The sequence below is a fragment of the Thiorhodococcus mannitoliphagus genome, assembly GCF_010915725.1.
GTDB classification, from domain to species: Bacteria; Pseudomonadota; Gammaproteobacteria; order Chromatiales; family Chromatiaceae; genus Thiorhodococcus; species Thiorhodococcus mannitoliphagus.
Genome location: NZ_JAAIJR010000052.1, coordinates 1 through 20,144 on the forward strand (window position 1 = coordinate 1; position 20,144 = coordinate 20,144).

Here is a 20,144-nt window from a genome sequence, read left to right on the forward strand (position 1 = left end):
TTTTTCTGGGCCCCGTCGGGGTGTTTGTTCCCAATTTCCCCTCCTTTCCGCAACCGCGTGGGGGGCGGGGCGCCCCCGCGGCAGCGGCCCCCGGGGGGGGGGGGGCGCCGCTCCCACCGGTCGTGCGCTTGGGCCAAAGGATGATCGAGGCCACGCCATCTCATGCCTGCGAGCGGTCAGTCAAGGGCATTATTTTTCACGCCAGATCGTCGTGTAGAGATCATGGCGTCGATCCTTGAGGTTCTGGACCGTGCCGCTGTTGCGGGCGGCGCGCAGCGCCTCCAGACGCAGGTCGGCAAAGGCGACTGTCTCGACATTCGGGGTGGTGTCAGCCGCGATGCCGTCGCGGGCGAAGGGGAAGTCGCAGGGTGTGAGAATGCAGCTTTGAGCGTATTGGATGTCCATGTTGTGGACATTGGGTAGGTTGCCGACATTGCCGGACAGCACGACGTAGCACTGGTTCTCGACCGCGCGGGCCTGTCCGCAATAGCGGACGCGCAGGTAGGACTGGCGCTCGTCCGTGCAGAATGGCACGAAGAGGATGTTGGCGCCTTGGTCGACGAGGTGCCGCCCCAACTCGGGGAACTCGGCGTCATAGCAGATGAGCACCCCAATGGGTCCACAGTCGGTGTTGATGGCGTTCATGGAGTGGCCGCCCTCGATGTTCCACCAATAGACCTCATTCGGTGTGGGGTGAATCTTGGGCTGCTCGTGGATCTCACCGCCGCGCAGGCAGATATAGCAGACGTTCTCGACCCGGCCGTTGGGCATGCGCGTTGGATGCGAGCCGCCGATGATGTTGATGTTGTGGCGCACGGCCATGTCTCGGAGTGCTTCTTTCAGCGGCTCCGTATATTTGGTGAGTGCCTCAATGGATTCTGCCGGGGAGAGTTCTTGGTCCTCCATGGAGAGCAGTTGGAGCGAGAAGAGTTCGGGAAAGACGACGAAATCGGCGCGATAGTCCGCGGTCACGTCGACGAAGTAGCGGACGAGATCGATGAATTCGGCGAAGGAGCCAACGCGGCGCTGCATGTATTGCACGGTCGCGACCCGCACGGTGTCCGGTAATCTGGCACCATAGGTCTTGGCGCGCTTTTCTTCCTGCTCGTCCGGTGCGTTGGGATTGCGCCAGAGCAGATGCACGGCGTAGCCCAGCGACTCCTTGTCTTCAGGCAGGTAGTCCTGCATCAATCCCAAGACCTCAAAGCCATTGCGCATCTGAAAGGTCAGCACGGGATCGCGCTGCTGACTGGACTTGACCTGGTCCAAATAGTCTTCGGCGGTCCCGAATCGCCGCAGGCGCTTGGCGAGCGTTGGCAGTCGGCCGCCAAAGACAATGCCCTTCGCGCCCCAGGAGCGCGCCAGCTTCTTGCGCTCGTCGTAGAGCCTTTGGCCGATGCGAAGGCCGCGGTAGTCCGGGTCGACGCAGACTTCCATGCCGTAGAGATAGTCACCGTCGGGATTGTGGCGCGAGGCATAGCCGCCGCCGGTGATCTCTCGCCAGGTGTGCGGCTTGAGGGCGTATTGGGCATCGATCAGAAAGGTGGCGCAATAGCCTACAATGGCCCCTTGATATTCGGCGACGAACTGGCCTTCCGAAAAGTTGTTGATCTGGCCCCGAAGCATCGCCGCCGAGTAGGTGCCCATCTTGGATGGCTCGTAAACCTTTGAGACAAGGGTGCGTATTGCCGAGATGTCCTTGATGCGTGCGTTACGGACGACGAGCCTGGGCTTGGCGGAACTGGGGTTGGATTTCTCGGGCACGCTGGCTCTCCGGAGGTTTAGGGGCGCCGCATACGTTACTTCATTCGCTACGGCGACAGAAGGCGGTGCGTCGTCAGCGCAGACCGCTGGGCTGTTCAATCGACGCCCACGCCCTTACATCAAGAGGATCGAGTAACCATGTTTCGTCACCAAGATCTCACTCGGCCGACGCGCAGTCGGCACCCTGCTCAGGAGGCGTTTACGCAGTCATGAAAGCTATCGAGATACGTGAGACCGGCGGACTGGATGTGTTGGATTACGTCGATCGTCAGCAGCCGGAGCTGCAGGGCCCTGACGACATCCTGGTCAAGCTCTGCGCGGCGGGTGTCAATCCTGTTGATACCAAGGTGCGCAACAACGGCCCCATGCTCCCGGCTGGACTGCCGGCTGTGCTGGGTTGCGATGGCGCTGGTGTGGTGGAGGCCGTTGGTGCTGAGGTAACGCGCTTCAAGCCGGGGGACGAGGTCTGGTTTTGCTACGGCGGCATCGGTGGTCCAGTTGGCAACTACGCCGAGTACATTGTCATCAATAATCACCTGGCCCAGGCCAAGCCGCGCAGCATCGGGATGACCGAGGCGGCGGCTGCGCCGCTCGTGCTGCTCACGGCCTGGGAGGCCTTGCATGATCGCGCACGCTTGCACGAGGGGCAGCGGGTGCTTGTCCATGCGGGCGCGGGCGGCGTCGGGCATGTCGCGATTCAGCTTGCCAAGGCTGCTGGCGCGCGCGTTTGCACAACGGTCTCCAGTGCCGAGAAGGCGGAGTTCGCGCATGCGCTGGGCGCGGAATACTGCATCAATTACAAGGAGGAAGACCTCGTCGAATCCGTCATGGAATGGACGGGGGGCGAGGGCGTGGATATCGCGTTCGATACCGTGGGGCCTGACGTCTTTCGCCAAAGCATCCCCGCGATGGCGCATTACGGCGATCTCGTGACCATCCTAGAGCCTGGGCCAAGCCTGGATCTCAAAGAAGCGCGGCTGCGCAATCTGCGGATCAGTCTGGAATTGATGCTGACCCCGATGCTCAGAGATCTGCCTCGGGCACGCGTGCATCAAGGGGAGATCCTGCGTCGCTGCAGCCATCTCATCGACCGTGGCGATCTGCGCATTCATGTGTCTCGGACGTTTCCGCTGGCGCAGGCCGCCGACGCACATCAGCTGATCGAGCAAGGGCATGTGACCGGCAAGCTGGCACTGACCATGGACTGAGTGCGGCGAACAGCAAAGAAGAGGTTCTTTTGGAACAGATCGCAACCATGACAAAGGTGCGGATTGCGCTCCTTTCGGATACTCACGGGGCGATCGACTCGCGTGTCCAAGAGGTCGTTGCCGGGTGCGATCTGGCCGTGCACGGTGGCGACATCGGTCGCGCGTCCATCCTCGCGGAGCTGCAGCCCAGGCTTGGGCGCGTGCTCGCCGTCTTTGGCAACAATGATGTCGCCCGCAAGTGGCCGGAGCAGGACCGCCAGCTGCTGGTCCACTTGCCGGAATGGATCGAGCAGCCGCTGCCCGGCGGCAAGCTCGCGGTGATTCACGGTCATCAAGTGCCGGCGCGGGATCGGCATCGGCTGTTGCGCGCCCGCTTCCCCGAAGTCCGTGCGATCGTCTACGGCCATAGCCATCGGCTCGTCGAAGACCTTCAGCCGGCGCCTTGGGTGCTGAACCCTGGTGCCGCCGGGCGTGCGCGTACGCACGGCGGCCCCTCTTGCTTGGTGCTGGTCGCGACCGCGGGCGATTGGCATCTCGAGACTTATCGCTTCCCCTTGACCTTGCTGAACCGGAGACTGAGATACACTCATCTCCATGACAAGACCCAATCCCACATTGGCCAAACCGCCCAAGACGCTGCTACGGCAGGTCGGACGCGCGATCGCTGACTTCCGCATGATCGGTGACGGAGACCGCATTCTGCTCGGGGTCTCCGGCGGCAAGGATTCACTGTCGCTGCTGCAGATCCTGAGCCATCTGCGCACCTATGCCCCGGTCCGCTTCGAACTCGGCGTCCTCACCGTGGATCCTGAGGTGCCAGGATTCGATCCCCAGTCGCTCAAGGACTACTACGACCGCATCGGTGTGCCTTGGCACTACGAGCAGCAACCCCTGATGGAGCAAGCCAAGTCGCATATGGACGGTGATTCCTTTTGCGCCTATTGCTCCCGCATGAAGCGCGGCATCATGTATCGCATCTGCCGTGAGCAGGGCTACAACGTCCTCGCACTCGGTCAGCACCTCGACGACCTTGCCGAGAGCCTGCTGATGTCCATCTTTCACGGCGGGCAGTTGAGGACCATGAAGGCGCACTATCTGAACAATGACGGTGACATCCGCATTATTCGTCCGCTGGTCTACTGCCGTGAGCGCCAGACCGGGGACTTTGCGCGTCGGGCGGGGCTCCCGATCATTCCAGACTCCTGCCCGGCCTGCTTCTCCATGCCGACGCGGCGCGAGCACATGAAGGCGCTGCTGGCGCGCGAGGAGGATGCGCACAGCACCCTCTTCGCTAGCATCCTCCACGCCATCAAGCCCATCATGACCGAGGGCGGACTGCCCGAGCCGGGCCGCAAGACTCAAGATTCCGAGGTCGCTTGAATGCGCGCTTGGCAGCGACGGCCGCGGTCAAGGCGCGCATGAGACCCCGTCAATCCCTCGTCGTTGTCCTGGCTGTCTGGACCGGCATTGGCCTGGCTGCGGTCTGGCTGCCGTCGGCCGTGCTGCTGTGGCAGGTGGCCGCTATCCTCGTCTTTGGGGTCGTCGCGGCGGATCTTCTGCTGCTGCGAAGCTTGCCATCGCCAAGGATCAGGCGCCGCATGGGCCGAACGCTGCCGCAGGGTGTCTGGAGTCCGGTGGAGCTTGATTTCGAGAACCCCTCCGAGTATCGGCTCGGGATGGAGGTGCACGATCTTCATCCAGCCGAGTTCGGCGTTGATGGGCTTCCTCAGTCTCTGCGTCTTGCCCCCAAGGCGCGTGCCGCCCTGCGCTATCGGCTGCGCCCCGTCGAGCGTGGCGATTTCCCCATGTCCGGCTGCGATGTGCTCCTGCGCTCTCCCTTGGGACTGTGGCAGCAGCGGCGTACCTTGGATCTGCCAACCCTGCTTCGGGTCTTTCCGAATTTCGCCGAGATCAGTCAATACACCCTGCTGGCCGCCAACGACCAGCTCGCGCAGGTGGGTGTGCGTCGCCTGCAACGGCGCGGGATTGGGGCGGAGTTCCATCAGCTGCGCGAGTATCGGCGCGGTGACAGCCTGCGCCAGATCGACTGGAAGGCGACCTCGCGCATGCGCAAGCCGATCTCGCGCGAATACCAGGACGAGCGCGACCAGAGGCTCGTGTTCTTGCTCGACTGCGGTCGCCGCATGCGTCACCTGGATGCGGGGCGAGGGCACCTGGACGAGGCGCTGAACGCACTGCTCCTGCTGGCCTATGTCGCGGTCCGTCAAGGGGATGCTGTGGGGCTGATGACCTACGGCGGAACCAAACGCTGGCTCGCGCCGCGCAAGGAGCCCGCGACGGTGAGCCGGATGCTGGAGGCTGTCTACGACATCCAGCCGAGCATGGAGGCAGCGGACCCATTGGCTGCGGGGCAGGCGTTACTGCGGGCGCTGCCCAGGCGTGCCTTGGTGGTCATGCTCACCAATAGCCGCGATGAGGATCAGGCTGGGCTGCAGCAAGCCGCCGCCTTGCTGCGTCGCCGCCACCTTGTCGTGATCGCGGATCTCAGGGAGTCGTCCTTGGACGAAAGCCTGGATGCGCCTGTTCAAGATCTTCGCGGCGCCTTGCGTTTTCATGCCGTCAACGGCTGGCTCGCGCAGCGGCGGCGTCATCAGGAGCGCCTGCAGCATCTCGGTGTCCAGGTGCTTGACCTGCTGCCGGGGCAACTTCCAGTCGCCTTGGTCAACCGCTATTTTGCGATCAAGCGCGCCGGCTTGCTCTAATCAGCCGTTCTTGAAGAAGGCTCCGAGCCGGCGTCTCAGCCGCTGCTCCGCCGAGATGGCGCAGCGCCAATCTTTCAGCGTGGGTCATGACAGCCGCCTGCTGTGGCGGGGTCCGTTGTGCTCAGTGGACGAGCCTCGCCACGGCATTTGTTATTCCCAACACGATTTCGTCGCGACTTTCTTAGATTCGCCGACCTCGCCACCGGCCATGTTGCCCGCATTGCCACCGCCCCGCCCCGTCTGTCTGCTTTGTTACGCAACGGCCGAAGCTCAGAGAGAGCTTCGCCGCGGACTTCGCCGACCGGGTGGTCCACCATGTGCTGGTGGACCATCTGGAGCGATATTGGGAGCGGGCCTTTATCCACGACTCCTACGCCTGCCGCAAGGGCAAGGGCGTGCATGCCGCGGTGGACCGGCTGCAGCGGTTCATCCGTCAGGTCACTGCCAATGGCCAGCGCCGCGCCTGGTACCTGCAGCTCGACATCCGCAATTATTTCATGCGCATCGACAAGGCGATCCTGTGGCGGCTGCTGGTGCCGCACATCGCCGACGACGATGCCCGCTGGCTAACCGAACTGCTAGTGTTTCATGATTGCACCGACGGCCATATCGTCAAGGGCGCGCCCGGCGAGCTGGAGCAGGTGCCGCCCCATAAGAGCCTGCTGCGCTGCGAGCCCGGTAAGGGGCTGCCCATCGGCAATCTGAACAGCCAGTTCTTCGCCAACGTCTATCTGAACGGCCTGGATCGGTTCGTCAAGCATCGACTTCGGTGCCGGCACTACCTGCGCTATTGCGACGACTTCGTGCTGCTGTCGGCGGACCGGGACGAACTGCTGTACTGGCGGCGACTGATCGCGCGTTACCTCGACGCCGAGTTGTCGCTGGAGCTGAACCCCCGCGAGCGACTGCGCCCGTTGTCTGACGGCGTGGATTTCCTCGGCTATATCGTGCGGCGGGACTACCGGCTGGTGCGCCGGCGCGTGGTGGCCGCGCTGAAGGCGCGGCTGCGCGTCTACCGGGAACTCATGGTGTCGGAGCAGGCGGGGGTCGTGACCTACCGCTTCGATGCAGCGGACCTCGACCGGCTGCAGGCGGTGCTGGCGTCTTACCTCGGGCACTTCAAGCGCGCCAATGCCTTCAATCTGTGGCAGACGCTCTGGCGCCAGCATGCTTGGCTCGCGGTGTATTTCGCGTGGGACGCGGCGGTCCATCGGCTCCAGCCCCGCTGGCGGATGCCGAAGGCGCTGACCAACGTGCGGGCGCAGTCTGCCTGGGTGCGTGGTCGCTACCCCGACGACGCGCTGCTGTTTCAGGTCGGCACCTACTATGAGCTGTACGATCGCCGCGATGCGCCGGTGGCGCGGCTGTTGGGGCTCAAGCCGCTGCGCGAGAATCGCCGCCGGGCGCTGTTCGGCCTACCGGTCCGGCTGTTCGGGCGGAGCCTGGCGCGGTTGACCGGGCAAGGGCGCTCGGTGCTGGTGGTGCGGCAGGGATAGCAAGACTGGACCGGGATTCGCGAGCGGGCGATTGCTTGGCGGATGGTGCCGGCCACCGGTTGACCGAGCCTAATCGCGGAGCAGGCAGGAGAAACCCTCCTGCGTGAAGTGCTCGTCGTTTGTCAGCACCTCGATCAGCCCGTCGCGACGCATGACGTTCATGGAGATGCAGTCGGTCAGGCTGTAGCCTTTGTCCGGACGTGCCTGGTAGAGCAAGCAACCCGCCAGGAAGCCCGCGTGGGTCTGTGCGGCGACATCAATCATCGGATCTGATCGCATCTGTTCCACCAGTCCGGCGGCCGCGCGGCGAAGGTGGGTGCCACGCGAGCCGAAGAAGTTGAGGAACTCCGTGAGCACCTCCTCGGTGGTGACGATCCTCACAGCACCAAGGCCATTGCTAACGCTGACCGCAAGGTCGTGCGCCTGGTCCCTGGGATTGAGCAGGGCGATCCAGTAGAAGGTATCGGCGAAAACGCGGCGCATCAGCCGCGCTTGGGGGCGGTGTAGAGGTAGTGGTCATGTTGGGCTGCGCCGTCGGTGGGAAGGCTGCTCAGCGCATCTTCCGGGATGTCACGCGCCAAAGCCGCCGCGACCTCCCAGATCGGCCTCTCGTCGTCGGTCGCGCTCGCCACGTTCTCAGTGGTTTCCAGGACCAAGGTAATTTCTTGATGATCGGCGAGCCGTACCGGCTCCAGCGGGCGAAACACGCCGTCCTCATAGATCGCTCTCAGGTGCTGTGACATGGGGAACCTCAGTCTTCTCGTCGCCTAGGCTATTGGACGAGATGATACCCGAACATGGAGGCTCCTCTCTGCTCACGTGTGGCACCCCTGCCATCGGCCGTGACTCGAAGGTAGCGCCAGGTTGAGCCGATGGGGGAATCTTTGGGATCGACGATTGCGCCGCTGGCGTAAAGAGGGTCTGGTTTCCGATCCATTGCAGACCTTCAGGAGTTGCCGCGCTGTGACTGCATTGGGTCGTGACTTGCCGCTCGTCCCAGACTCTCGACTGACTCCTTTCCGCGTCTACCTGCCCGACAGCAGTCGCTGCTGAGCGACCGCTGCGGGGCGGATTTGAGGTTTTTTCGTTGCTCAATCGCTATCATCTGGGCGTGATTCCGGTATGGTTTCTTCACGCCGAAAACAGTCCACTCGTCCCTGATGGCCGACCACGATCCTTCCTACAAACTCCTGTTCTCACACCGCGACCTGGTGGCGGACCTGATCCGTGGCTTCGTGCAGGAGGAGTGGGTCGAGCAGTTGGACTTCACCACCCTGCAACGCGTCAGCGAGATCGGGATCAGCCACGATCTGCGCGAGCGCGAGGACGACATGATCTGGCGGTTGCGCTGGGGCGAGCGCTGGGTCTACGTCTATCTGCTGTTGGAGTTCCAGTCGACGGTTGATCGCTTCATGGCGGTGCGGCTGTTGACCTATGTCGGACTGCTCTATCAGGATCTGGCCGCGGCCGGCGAGATCCCGGCTGGCGACCCACTGCCTCCGGTCCTACCCATTGTCCTCTACAATGGTGAGAAGTCCTGGTGGGCCAAGACCAGTCTCGATGAGCTGATCGAGCCGGACCTGCCCGAACAGCTGCGCCGCTGGCAGCCCCAGTTCCGATACTTGTTGCTGGACGAGCAACGGCTGGCGGATACCGCGCTGGCCGGACAGCGCAATATCGCCGCCGCCCTGTTCCGACTCGAGAGCAGTCGCCGCCCCGAGGATATCGAGCGGGTGCTGGCGAGTCTGATCGAGTGGCTGGCCGCCCCCGAGCAGGATAGCCTGCGCCGTGCCTTCGTGGTCTGGCTCAAGCGCGTGCTGTTACCAGCGCGGGTTCCAGGCGCCGAGCTAACGAACGTCAACGATCTTCAGGAGATGCGTGCCATGTTGGCCGAACGGGTGAAGACCTGGACCGAGGAGTGGAAACAACAGGGTGTCTCGGAGGGCGAGGCCAAGCTGCTGCGCCGGCAGTTGGTCCGACGCTTTGGTGTACTACCGCCCTGGGCAGAGGCGCACCTTGAGCAGGCGAGCGAGGACGAGCTCGAGGTTTGGGCCGATCGCGTCCTAGAGTGCGCGACTCTGGAAGAGATACTCAAGGACCCGACTTGAGGATCAGCGCTTCGTAGACACCCATGAATAGACTTCCGAGAGGCGCCCAGCCTTCGCTCAGCGCCCGCCTCGCCTTCAGCACTCAATGTGCTCGGCAATGTCGAGAGCGTCGTCCACCTCCACTCCTAGGTAGCGCCCGGTGCTTTCGATTTTCCGATGCCCGAGGAGCAGCTGGACCGCGCGCAAATTCTTGGTCTGCCGATAGATCAACGTTGCCTTGGTTCGGCGCAACGCGTGCGTTCCATACTCCTGGAGATCAGCCCCCATGAGTTCGATCCACCGCTTCACGATGCGCGCTTAATGACGGGCGGACAAGTGTGGCGAACTACCAGCTCGGCTTTCCGCTCCCCGCGTTTAGCAGAAGTTGCGTATTGCGTATCTGACCGGCGAGCGTCAGCTCTTGGCCGGCTGCTGCCACAACGAAGGCCCAATAGACGGGCATCGTCGTGGCTCACAAGCCTCGACAACCGCGGTGGCGGAAACTGGCAGGTCTAGCGGGAATTATTCTGAGATAAATTCGCGGAATAACGTGAGCGACACCAGCATTGCTCTGACGCTGTTCGGCCGGCCACTGGCGCCGGATCATCTAGGAGCCTGTCCGACTTGGGGGGATCGAAGCGAGGAAGTGGGAGAGCGAGGCCATTTCGTTCCGGTTTTGAGGCGCATAGTGGTTCTATGTAACGAAAAAGCGGGGCGAAAGGGACCGTTCTCCCGATTCCGCAGCCGATTCATCCTAAGTCGGACAGGCTCCTAGACGGGGTCCCCTGAGCAAGGACCCGCTCGGCCCACCTGTCCTACTCCCACCTGCAACGCATGCACATTCGAACCAAGCTCGCCTTAGCGCTGATCGCCATCCTGATCGTCAATCTGATCGTGAGCCTTTACGGCTTCTACCTCCTCACCCAGGCCGCGAGCCGCGAGGCAGCGGTCCGTGAGCAGTCTTCAGATGTCCTGGTCGCCGCCCTCAATGCCCAGGTGCACTTCAAGAAGCAGGTGCAGGAATGGAAGAATGTGCTGCTGCGCGGCCAGCAGTCGGAACTCTACGACGATTACTTCCAGCGCTTCGAGTCCGAGGAGGGGAAGACGCGTCGGAGCATCGCCGGCTTGATCGCCCTGTTGAGCGAGAGCCCGGAGGCCAAGGCGACCGCCGAGCGCTTCCTTCGGGCGCATCAGCGGCTCGGCCAGGAGTACCGCGCGGCGCTGATCTATTATCGGCGCCATGATCCGAGCCCTCAGCTCGAGGTCGACAGACGCGTCAGAGGCATCGATCGCGAGCCGGCCGATCTGATCGATGAGGTCGTTGCGGCCGCACTCGAGCACAAAGCCGCGACCTTGGGCCGCATCGAGTCCCGCACCCAGCGGATCGAGCAATGGATTCTCGTCCTCATGATGGCCGTGACGAGCCTTGCCGTGCTCTTCCTCATCTGGCTGGTGGACCGCACCATCGGTCAGCCAATCGCGACCGTCACTGCCGTGGCACGACGCATCAGCGCCGGCGATTTCTCGGCGCCTATCGACATCAAGGGAAGGGGCGAGCAGGCCGAGATGCTGGGCGCGCTCAAGGCCATGCAGGAGAGTCTCGCCAGGTTTCAGGCGAGTCTGACGCAGAGCGAAGCCAGGTCTCGGCTGCTGCTGGAATCGACCGGCGAGGGCATCTATGGCGTTGACCGAGAGGGACGTTGCATCTTCTGCAACCCGGCCGGCGCGCGCATGCTTGGCTATGCCTCGCCAGCGGGTCTGATCGGCCGCAATATGCACGCGACCTTGCATCACTCGCGCCCTGACGGGACGCCCTATCCAGTCGAGTGCTGCGGGGCCTACACCACCTATCGCGATGGTATTCCTGCGCGTGTCGACGATGAGATCTTCTGGCGCGCCGACGGGACGCATTTCCCGGTCGAGTACTTTGCCAATCCCATTCGACGGGAGGCCGAGCTGGTCGGCGCCGTGGTGACCTTCTCGGACATCTCGGCGCGCAAGGACGCGGAGGCGGCGCTCAAGGTTGCTCACCACGCCTTGGCTGAAGAACGCTCACAGCTCGCTGAGCGGGTGCGTGAGCGGACGCTGGAACTGGATCGCGCCAATGCCGAGCTTGCCCGCTCGGCTCAGGCCAAGGACGAATTCCTCGCCGCCATGAGTCACGAGCTGCGCACGCCCTTGACCTCTATCCTGGGGCTGTCGGAGACCATGGGCGACGGCTTGCTCGGGCCGCTCAGCAAGCAGCAGGACAAGGCCGTTCGCATGATCCACGAGAACGGCAAGCACCTCTTGGAGCTGATCAACGACGTCTTGGATATGTCCCGGGTGGCATCCGGACAAATGAGTCTGCGCTGGGACCAGGTTCCGGTCAGTCAGCTCTGTGATGCCAGCCTGCGCCTGGTTGGCCCCTCGGCAAAGCGCAAGGCGCTGCAGGTTTCGCTCAGCCTCGATCCCGAGGTTCAGCTGGCGCGGGGAGACAGTCGCAGGCTGAAGCAGATGCTGGTCAATCTGCTCAGTAATGCGGTCAAGTTCACCGCAGAAGGCGGCGCCATCGGTCTTGACGTCAAGGGCGATTTGGCTGCCGGAGCGCTGCGCTTCGGCATTTGGGATACCGGGATGGGCATTCCGGAGGATCAGTTCGATCGGCTGTTCAAGCCCTTCGTCCAGCTGGACAGTCGTCCGGCGCGCCAGTTCGATGGCACCGGCTTGGGGCTGGCCCTCGCCGCCGGCATGGCCGAGCTGCACGGAGGTCGCATCGAGGTAACCAGCCAGGTCGGGAAGGGCAGTCGCTTCGAGATCGTCCTGCCCTGGTCCGGTGAGGCGCAAGCGTCGGAGCGCTTCGGGGCGGTGCCAGCGGGCGATGCCGTCTCTCATACGGCAGGCGCATCGCTTGAGCGTCCGAGCGTGCTCCTGGTTGACGACAACGAGAGCAACTTGGAGATGTTCTCGACCTATCTCGCGATGCAGGGCTGCGAGGTCTGGACCGCCAGCGACGGCGTCAAGGCAATCGAGCTGGCGCGCGATCGGCATCCGGAGGTCATCCTCATGGATGTCCAGATGCCGGAGATGGATGGTCTGGAGACCACGCGTCGACTTCGCCGAGATCCGAAGCTGCGGCGCACTCCGATCATCGCGCTGACGGCCCTCGCTATGCCGGGCGACCGGGAGCAATGCCTCGAGGCTGGGATGGACGACTACTTGAGTAAGCCACTCGGACTCAAAGAACTCTATGGCACCATCCATACCTGGATCAGCCGGACGCGCGCGGCGTGAGCTGCGAACCGCCAAGGATGCCTCAATGGCGGCCCTTGGGCTTGGGGGCGAACCCGCGCAGCTGGGTGCGCAGGCGCTCAATGGCTTCGGGTGAGGCGTTGGCGCTGTAGCGGCTGGGTATGTAGAGCGCCAGGAAGCGGCTGACCGGTCCCTTCAGGTCCGGGCGCTCGGCGGCGATGCGCCGCCCGTAGTCGCTCGGCCCTTCTTGGCGCTGCTTGGGCAGACCGATGCGCGTCAGTTTTTGGCAGAAGCGCGCATAGAGCGCATCCAAGGCGTCCTGCCGGGGCTTGTCGCGACTCAGTGCGAGTACCACGACGGCCAAGGTGAGGGATACGGCCAGCATCATGAGCGCCGCGAGGCCGTATTCGCGCAAGGCGCCCAGCCCGAGCTTGTCCAGCAGGGCCATTTGATCCTCGGTCGAGAAGTCGAGCACCCAGTTCTGCCAGGTGGCGTCCAGCGTATCGGCCAGCAGCCTCATGTTACGGACGAAGCGCACCAGGCCGCTGCTCTCCTTGAGGTTGAAGCGCAATGAGGTGCTGCTGGCCCCGAGTAGGCGCGCGGCGCTGCGGCGGTCGATGCGCGAGGGGTCGACCGCCGCCGTGGGGTCGACGCGGACCCAGCCGCGCTCCGGGATCAGCACTTCCACCCAGGCGTGGGCGTCGGACTGACGCACGATCTTGTAACCGCCGATGTCGTTGTCCTCGCCGCCGAGATAGCCGAGCACGATGCGCGAGGGGATGCCGGCGATGCGCATGAGCAGGGCGAAGGCGCTGGCATAGTGCTCGCAAAAGCCTTTGCGGGTCTCGAAGAGGAACTCGTCGGCCGCGTTCCTGCCCAGCGCTGGCGGCTCCAGGGTGTAGTGGAATGCCTCGCGATTGAAGAAGGCGAGACCGCGCTGCACCAGCTGCCAGTCCGTATCGGTTTGCGTCTTCCAGTCCGCGACGAGCGCGCGCATGCGCGGCGTGATGTTGTCTGGTAGGCGCAGTGCAAGCTCGCGCAGCGCCGGGCTGGGCTCCTCTGTCCGATAGACGAGTGCGGAGCGTACGCGATAACGCTTGAGTGAGTTGATGGGGCGGTGCGAGATGACCTGCAGATCAGGCGTGACGAAGGCGCCCTCGGGTGCGCTGACCGGCATGTCCAGGGCGAAGAGCCAGCGCTGTTTGGTTGGCTCCAAGACGACCTCGTAGTCGATGGGCGCCTCGGCTTGGAGCAGGCCGTCGGCGGCGTCGCGCGGCGGGGTCCCTTGCGTCCAGCGTTTCCCGTCCATATCCCAGAGCACCGGCCCGCGCCAATAGAGCTGGTCGCTGTCGGGTGGCTCGTCGTCGAATCGGACCCGGAAGGCCCCCTCGCCATTGACGACGAGTTCGCTGATGGCGCCAGGCTCCATGGTGTCGGACATCCCCGTCATGGCGGCTTCGCGCTCGAATCCGAGATTCCACAGCGGGGCTTCCAGCCGAGGAAAGAGCACGAAGAGCACGATCGTCAAGGGAATCGCCTGCAGCACGAGCGGATAGGCGATTCTGAGCGCTGGGCGCGGGCCGCCTGCGCCGAGGCCACCGTTCAAGTGCACCAGCAGCGCGACCACGCCCAGGGCGATGACGCCGAAATAGACGGCGATGGCGAAAGACTCGTCGAAGAGAAACTGCACGACGATGAGAAAGCCGATGAGGATGGTGACGAGGCGTAGATCACGCCGCGACTCGAGTTCCAAGAGCTTCAGGGTGATCATGGTCGCGAACAGCGCTGCCCCGCCATCCTGCCCGGCGAGGGTGTGGTAGCCGTGCAGGCAGTTCGCGACGCCCGCGAAGGTCAGGAGGATTCGAAGACCCTTTCCCGGCATCGCCGACGGCCAGCGCAGACTGAGCAGACGGACCGCGAAGATCAGCAGGAGGAAGGCGTTGACCTGCCATTGCAGATGCTGCATCAGCGGCAGGCAGGCGGTGAGGACGAGCAGGCTCGCCCAGAGGGTCTGTCTGGCTTCTGGGCGCTCGCCCTTGGGGATCTGCCGCTTAGCCATGTTGGAAGAGCGCGAGTCGGGTCAGGCAGCGCTGGGCATGAGCCGCCCCTCGTGCCAGTGGTTCCAGGCCATCGGGCAGCCGCAGGCCGAAGCGAAGCCCGGCCTCGGTCGCATCCAAGACCTGGCGCGTCAGCAGGCTGAGTCGGGTCTCTGTGTCGCCCGACCTCAGGGTCGACCAATCGATCCAGACATCCTGACCCTCGTCGCCGCCGAACTCCTTGACTAACAGGCCGCGCTCGCGCGCGTAGGCCTTCCAGTCGACATGCCGCGGCGAGTCACCTGGCCGGTAGCCGCGCGAGCCGAGGTAGTCCTCCATGCCGTCGCCGCGATCTTTGTGGGGGCGTCGCGCGTCCCCGCTGTCATAGCCGGGATCGGGCGCCTGTGCCGCAGGCGCGGGATAGACGAGCGTGCTGGCATCGGTTTCGACATAGCACCAGGCGTGAAAGAGACCCATAGGGTGACGTGTCGCAAGGGTGAGCCTGTCGAGTTGGAGCAGGCCGCGTCGCGCCGTCGGTATGCCAAGCGTGATTGAGGCTTGGTCGCCCGCTGGGATGGGGAGCGGCGCGGTCGTCTTGCGGTCCTTGCGGGTCTGGATGTCGTAGCGGGCGCGCCGGCCCTCGGCGTGCACGGTGATCGCAAAGGTTGCTGTTTCGCCGCTGAAGACGGCAGGGCCGCCACGTACCTGTACCGCGAGTCCCAGCAGATTCAGCCAGGCGTGGTGCATGGCGATGATGCCGACCGAGGCCAGGAAGAAGGTGAAGAGCAGGCCCAGGTTGTTCTGATAGTTCAACGAGCCGAGCAGCATGACCATCATGACGGCGCCGTAGGTCATGCCGGCTGCCGTCGGCAGAATGTAGATTTGGCGCGCCCCGATGCGGGCGACCCCATCCGGACCCAGTGGGGCGCGGCGCAGCATCTTCTGAAAGTGACGCCGGACTCGGCCCCTGATTGCGCCGACAACGCCCTGGGGCGCCCCAGGCGCAGCCCTTTGGGGGCTGCTCCAGCCTAAGAGCGTGTCCATCAATTGTTTCCCGATGCGAGCGATGCCGCCCGAAATCCCCCCTAGCCCCCCTTTGTGAAAGGGGGGAAGTTGTTGATGGACGCTTTCTAAGCGACGTTCCGCAGTTGATGCCATGCTGAGCCTCGGTCGCGTTAAACCGGGATGCTGTCCAGGATGAAGCTGGCCGCATCCTCGGCGCCGTCGCGTTGCCCGAGCTCGCCCGAGACCAGGCGGTGCAGGACGCAGGCCGGCAGCACGGCCTGAACGTCCTCGGGGATCGCGTAGTCGCGCCCGGCCAGGAAGGCCCAAGCCTTGGCGGCATGCAGCATGCCGAGGCCCGCCCGCGGCGAAAGCCCGTAGGCGAAACGCTCCGAGCCGCGCGTGAACTGCAACACAGCGTGGACATAGTCGATGATGGGGGGGGCTGCATGGATCAGCGCCACGGAGCGCTGCAGCTCGATCAGTTGCGCGTTGGTCAAGGCCGGCGCTTGGCGCGCGACCATGTCGCGCCTGTCCTCGCCGGCGAGCAGTCGCTTTTCCTGCTCGGCCTCCGGGTAGCCGAGCTGAATGCGCATCAGGAAGCGGTCGAGCTGCGACTCGGGCAGCGGATAGGTCCCGACCTGATGCAGCGGATTCTGGGTGGCGATGACGAAGAAGGGTTCCGGGAGGGGGCGCGTCTCGCCCTCGACCGTGACTTGGCGCTCCTCCATGGCTTCAAGGAGGGCGCTCTGCGCCTTGGGCGTAGCGCGGTTGATCTCATCGGCGAGGATGAGCTGCGAGAAGATGGGGCCGGGGTGGAAGCGGAAGCCCTCGGTGGCGCGGTCGTAGACGGAAACGCCGATAACGTCTGCCGGCAGCAAGTCGCTGGTGAATTGAATTCGTGAGTAGTCGAGCCCCAGGAGGCGGGCGAGGAGGTGCGCCAGCGTCGTCTTGCCCACCCCCGGCAGGTCTTCGATCAGCAGGTGCCCGCGCGCCAGGAGGCAGGCGAGCGCAAGCCGCAGCTCGTGGTCCTTGCCGAGAATGACCCTGCCGGCGTTGTCGAGGATGGTGTCGGCGAGTGCTGCTCGCGACGGGGTCTCGGTTTGGGATCGGCGTTGCGCTAGGTTCATCGTCTGGTTGCTCCCTTAGCGGCGCCTGTCCAGGTGGGCCGCAAATAAGTCTTTCTTTTCAATCGTCTTTGTCCGGCGGGATTGGGTTGAACCGGGATTGGGTTAAACTAGGCGGCTCGATCGACTCAGGCGCATTCTCATGATCGCAAGCGATGTATATGATGTGGTGGTGGTCGGCGGCGGACACTCCGGCACCGAGGCGGCACTGGCGTCCGCGCGCTGCGGCGCGCGCACCCTGCTGCTCACCCAGAACATCGAGACCATTGGTCAGATGAGTTGCAATCCGGCGATCGGCGGTATCGGTAAGGGTCATCTGGTCAAGGAGATCGATGCGCTCGGTGGTCTGATGGCGCGGGCCACGGATCGCGGCGGTATTCAATTTCGCGTGCTCAACGCCAGCAAGGGGCCTGCGGTGCGCGCCACGCGCGCCCAGGCCGACCGCGCGCTCTACAAGGCGGCGGTGCGCTCTGGCGTGGAAAACCAGCCCAATCTCGCCGTCTTCCAGCAGGCCGTCGACGACCTCATCGTCGAGCAGGATCGCGTCGTGGGTGTGCGGACCCAGATGGGGCTGTGCTTTCGCGCGCGCGCGGTCGTCTTGACGGTCGGGACCTTTCTCGGCGGCCGTATTCATATCGGACTTTCGAACTATGAGGGTGGTCGAGCCGGAGATCCACCGTCCAATGCCCTTGCTCAGCGGCTGCGCGAGCTGCCATTCCGTGTCGAGCGTCTCAAAACCGGCACGCCGCCGCGGATCGACAGCCGCACCATCGACTACGGCCGGCTGCAGGAGCAGCCTGGAGACGAGCCGGTCCCGGTCTTTTCCTTCCTCGGGAGTCCGTCCGACCACCCACGTCAGCTGAGTTGTCACATCACGCATACCAACGAAAAGACGCATGAGATCATCCATTCCGGTCTGTCGCGCTCGCCCCTCTTCACTGGCGTGATCGAGGGTGTCGGGCCGCGCTACTGTCCTTCGATCGAGGACAAGATCGTGCGCTTCGCCGACAAGGCCTCGCATCAGATCTTCCTCGAGCCGGAGGGGCTCGATACCCATGAGGTCTATCCCAACGGCATCTCGACCAGCCTGCCGTACGACATCCAGGAGGCGCTGGTGCGCTCCATCGCCGGCCTCGAGCAGGCGCACCTCACGCGTCCCGGCTATGCCATCGAGTATGATTTTTTCGATCCGCGCGACCTCAAGCCGTCGCTCGAGACCCGCTTCATCCAGGGTCTCTTCTTCGCCGGTCAAATCAATGGCACCACTGGCTATGAGGAGGCTGGCGCCCAGGGCCTGCTGGCCGGCGCCAACGCCGCGCTTCAGACGCAAGGGCGTGAGGCCTGGCTGCCGCGCCGTGACGAGGCCTATCTCGGCGTCATGGTCGACGATCTCATCACCCGTGGGACCAACGAACCCTATCGTATGTTCACCAGCAGAGCTGAGTACCGGCTCATGCTTCGGGAAGACAACGCGGATCTGCGTTTGACAGAGACCGGCCGTCGGCTCGGCTTAGTTGGGGACGAACAGTGGCAGCGCTTCGAACTCAAGCGCGAGGCGATCGAGCGCGAGCGTCAACGCCTGCGCGAGACCTGGGTGAGGCCGGAGGTGCTGGATGCGGCGCTCATGACCCGGGTGCTGGGCGAGCCGCTGCGGCGTGAGGCCCGCGCGCTGGATCTGCTGGCGCGCCCGAGTGTCGACTACCACGGCATTCGGGCGCTGACGGGGGATCCACCCGAGACGCTGCCGCACGACGTGACCGAGCAGCTCGAGATCCAGGCGCGCTACGACGGCTACATCAGCCGCCAGCGCGCCGAGATTGCGCGCCAGCGTGAGCAGGAGGTCAAGAGGCTGCCGGAGGACTTCGATTTCGATCAGGTCCGGGGGCTCTCGGTCGAGGTCCGCGAGAAGCTTCTGCGCGTGCGTCCCGCTACCATTGGTCAGGCGGCGCGCATTCCCGGCGTCACGCCAGCGGCGGTCTCCTTGCTGCTGATTCATTTGAAGCGGCACCTGGCGGCGTCATGACGGCGAGCGAGGCACAGGATGACGCGCGCTTGGCCGAGCGGCTGTCGGTGGGCAGTCGTGATCTCGGGCTTGCGCTGACGGCGGGGCAGCAAGCGGCGCTGTTGCACTATCTGGCGCTGATGGTGCGCTGGAATCGCGCCTACAACCTCACGGCGGTGCGTGATCCTCTCGAGATGGTCGTCAAGCATCTGCTGGATAGTCTGGCCATCCAGCCATTCCTCTTCGGCGCGACCGTCCTCGACATCGGCACGGGCGCGGGCCTGCCAGGAATTCCGCTTGCCATAGTGAATCCCGCGCGGCGTTTTCACCTGCTCGACAGCAACGGCAAGAAGGTCCGTTTCGTGCGCCAGGTGGTCTTGGAGCTGGGGCTCGCGAACGTCGAGCCCGCGCAATCGCGGATGGAAACATACCTGCCGCAGGGAAAATTCAGTACAATAGTGAGTCGCGCAGTTGCCGCCGGTGAGATTCTGCGAGCCCCGACCGCCCATTGGCTCGCCCGACCGGGGCGGCTGCTCCTGATGAAAGGTCGCCAAACGGACGACGCCTTCGATGTCTCGGGCTTCGCGGCCGCTGCCCCAAGGGTCCACCCTCTCCGTGTGCCTTTCTTAGACGAAACACGACACTTGATCGAAATCCGGAGTGATTGAGCCGACATGGCCAACATCATTGCGATCGCCAATCAGAAGGGCGGGGTCGGTAAGACCACGACGGCGGTCAACCTTGCTGCGTCGCTCGCGTCGCTAAAGCGCCGCGTGCTTCTCGTGGATCTGGATCCTCAGGGAAACGCGACCATGGGCTGCGGGGTCAACAAGCACGATCTCAGCTACACAGCCTGCGATCTGCTGCTGACCGACATCGCAATCGCCGATTGCATTCAGCGTGTGATCGAGCCATCGCCCGGCTTCGATCTTCTGCCTTCGAACGGTGATTTGACCGCGGCCGAGATCGGTCTCATCGACTCCGAGGACCGCGAGCGGCGCCTGACCAAGGTGCTGGCGAGCGCGGCGGAGGCCTATGAGACCGTGATCGTGGATTGCCCGCCGTCGCTGAACATGCTGACGGTGAATGCATTGGTCGCGGCGCAGGGGGTGCTGATCCCTATCCAGTGCGAGTACTACGCCCTTGAGGGACTGTCCGCCTTGCTGGATACCGTCGAGCAGATTCGGGAGAATCGAAATGCCGGTCTGCGCATCGAAGGGATCCTCCGCACCATGCACGATCCGCGGAACAACCTCGCCAATCAGGTTTCGACCCAGCTCATCACCCACTTCAAAGACGACGTCTACCGCACCATCATTCCGCGCAACGTGCGTCTGGCGGAGGCCCCGAGCCATGGCCAGTCAGCCCTGATCTACGACCCGCTCTCTAAGGGCGCGATCGCCTATCTGGCGCTGGCGAGCGAGGTCCTGCGGCGTCACGATAAGCGCCAGCGGGCTGCCTGATCACA

The 20,144-nt window shown here is 64.1% G+C and carries 17 protein-coding genes; 10 read left to right on the forward strand and 7 right to left on the reverse strand.

Annotated elements, in window-relative coordinates; all coding sequences use genetic code 11:
• Positions 1 to 189 precede the first annotated feature (189 nt).
• Entirely contained in the window at positions 190 to 1,764 is a 1,575-nt protein-coding gene (locus G3480_RS13645) for a GNAT family N-acetyltransferase (RefSeq protein ID WP_164654444.1), read from the reverse strand.
• Positions 1,765 to 1,973: 209 nt separating this feature from the next.
• On the opposite strand from G3480_RS13645, the gene G3480_RS13650 reads away from it, so the two are divergent.
• The 5 genes from G3480_RS13650 (at position 1,974) to G3480_RS13670 (ending at position 7,191) form a co-directional block, all read left to right on the forward strand.
• Positions 1,974 to 2,972, forward strand: a complete 999-nt coding sequence (locus G3480_RS13650; RefSeq protein WP_164654445.1) for a zinc-dependent alcohol dehydrogenase family protein — start codon at positions 1,974 to 1,976, stop codon at positions 2,970 to 2,972.
• 47 nt (positions 2,973 to 3,019) lie between these two features.
• Complete coding sequence (locus tag G3480_RS13655) at positions 3,020 to 3,640, forward strand: metallophosphoesterase family protein (protein ID WP_164654446.1); 621 nt, start codon at positions 3,020 to 3,022, stop codon at positions 3,638 to 3,640.
• On the forward strand, positions 3,567 to 4,352 hold the full coding sequence (locus tag G3480_RS13660) for a PP-loop family protein (protein WP_167752469.1): 786 nt from the start codon (positions 3,567 to 3,569) through the stop codon (positions 4,350 to 4,352). Before G3480_RS13655 ends, G3480_RS13660 begins: the two co-directional genes overlap by 74 nt.
• A 38-nt stretch (positions 4,353 to 4,390) precedes the next feature.
• The gene (locus G3480_RS13665; protein ID WP_164654447.1) at positions 4,391 to 5,695 is read left to right on the forward strand and encodes a DUF58 domain-containing protein; all 1,305 of its coding nucleotides are present in this window, start codon (positions 4,391 to 4,393) and stop codon (positions 5,693 to 5,695) included.
• Positions 5,696 to 6,000: 305 nt separating this feature from the next.
• Positions 6,001 to 7,191, forward strand: a complete 1,191-nt coding sequence (locus tag G3480_RS13670) for a reverse transcriptase domain-containing protein (RefSeq protein ID WP_338114137.1) — start codon at positions 6,001 to 6,003, stop codon at positions 7,189 to 7,191.
• Positions 7,192 to 7,260: 69 nt separating this feature from the next.
• Here the strand turns inward: G3480_RS13670 and G3480_RS13675 are convergent, their stop codons facing one another.
• On the reverse strand, positions 7,261 to 7,674 hold the full coding sequence (locus G3480_RS13675; protein ID WP_164654449.1) for a type II toxin-antitoxin system VapC family toxin: 414 nt from the start codon (positions 7,672 to 7,674) through the stop codon (positions 7,261 to 7,263).
• Entirely contained in the window at positions 7,674 to 7,934 is a 261-nt protein-coding gene (locus G3480_RS13680; protein ID WP_164654450.1) for an antitoxin family protein, read from the reverse strand. Before G3480_RS13680 ends, G3480_RS13675 begins: the two co-directional genes overlap by 1 nt.
• 417 nt (positions 7,935 to 8,351) lie before the next feature.
• On the opposite strand from G3480_RS13680, the gene G3480_RS13685 reads away from it, so the two are divergent.
• The gene (locus G3480_RS13685) at positions 8,352 to 9,299 is read left to right on the forward strand and encodes an Rpn family recombination-promoting nuclease/putative transposase (RefSeq protein WP_164654451.1); all 948 of its coding nucleotides are present in this window, start codon (positions 8,352 to 8,354) and stop codon (positions 9,297 to 9,299) included.
• A gap of 75 nt (positions 9,300 to 9,374) precedes the next feature.
• Here the strand turns inward: G3480_RS13685 and G3480_RS13690 are convergent, their stop codons facing one another.
• Complete coding sequence (locus G3480_RS13690; RefSeq protein WP_338114138.1) at positions 9,375 to 9,587, reverse strand: tyrosine-type recombinase/integrase; 213 nt, start codon at positions 9,585 to 9,587, stop codon at positions 9,375 to 9,377.
• A gap of 525 nt (positions 9,588 to 10,112) precedes the next feature.
• On the opposite strand from G3480_RS13690, the gene G3480_RS13695 reads away from it, so the two are divergent.
• On the forward strand, positions 10,113 to 12,551 hold the full coding sequence (locus G3480_RS13695) for a response regulator (RefSeq protein ID WP_164654452.1): 2,439 nt from the start codon (positions 10,113 to 10,115) through the stop codon (positions 12,549 to 12,551).
• Positions 12,552 to 12,573: 22 nt separating this feature from the next.
• Here the strand turns inward: G3480_RS13695 and G3480_RS13700 are convergent, their stop codons facing one another.
• The 3 genes from G3480_RS13700 to G3480_RS13710 form a co-directional block, all read right to left on the reverse strand.
• Complete coding sequence (locus G3480_RS13700; protein WP_164654453.1) at positions 12,574 to 14,568, reverse strand: transglutaminase TgpA family protein; 1,995 nt, start codon at positions 14,566 to 14,568, stop codon at positions 12,574 to 12,576.
• Entirely contained in the window at positions 14,561 to 15,589 is a 1,029-nt protein-coding gene (locus G3480_RS13705) for a DUF58 domain-containing protein (RefSeq protein ID WP_164654454.1), read from the reverse strand. Before G3480_RS13705 ends, G3480_RS13700 begins: the two co-directional genes overlap by 8 nt.
• A gap of 131 nt (positions 15,590 to 15,720) precedes the next feature.
• Positions 15,721 to 16,677: an AAA family ATPase gene (locus tag G3480_RS13710; RefSeq protein ID WP_164654455.1), complete on the reverse strand. Its 957-nt coding sequence runs from the start codon at positions 16,675 to 16,677 to the stop codon at positions 15,721 to 15,723.
• Positions 16,678 to 16,816: 139 nt separating this feature from the next.
• On the opposite strand from G3480_RS13710, the gene mnmG reads away from it, so the two are divergent.
• Genes mnmG through G3480_RS13725 form a run of 3 tightly spaced genes read left to right on the forward strand, consistent with a single transcriptional unit; the run spans position 16,817 to position 20,139 of the window.
• Positions 16,817 to 18,697, forward strand: a complete 1,881-nt coding sequence (mnmG, locus tag G3480_RS13715) for a tRNA uridine-5-carboxymethylaminomethyl(34) synthesis enzyme MnmG (RefSeq protein WP_164654456.1) — start codon at positions 16,817 to 16,819, stop codon at positions 18,695 to 18,697.
• On the forward strand, positions 18,694 to 19,344 hold the full coding sequence (gene rsmG / locus G3480_RS13720) for a 16S rRNA (guanine(527)-N(7))-methyltransferase RsmG (RefSeq protein ID WP_164654457.1): 651 nt from the start codon (positions 18,694 to 18,696) through the stop codon (positions 19,342 to 19,344). The genes mnmG and rsmG overlap by 4 nt, the downstream gene beginning before the upstream one ends.
• A 6-nt stretch (positions 19,345 to 19,350) precedes the next feature.
• Positions 19,351 to 20,139, forward strand: coding sequence for a ParA family protein (locus G3480_RS13725; RefSeq protein ID WP_164654458.1), 789 nt, complete (start codon positions 19,351 to 19,353; stop codon positions 20,137 to 20,139).
• Positions 20,140 to 20,144: the final 5 nt, after the last annotated feature.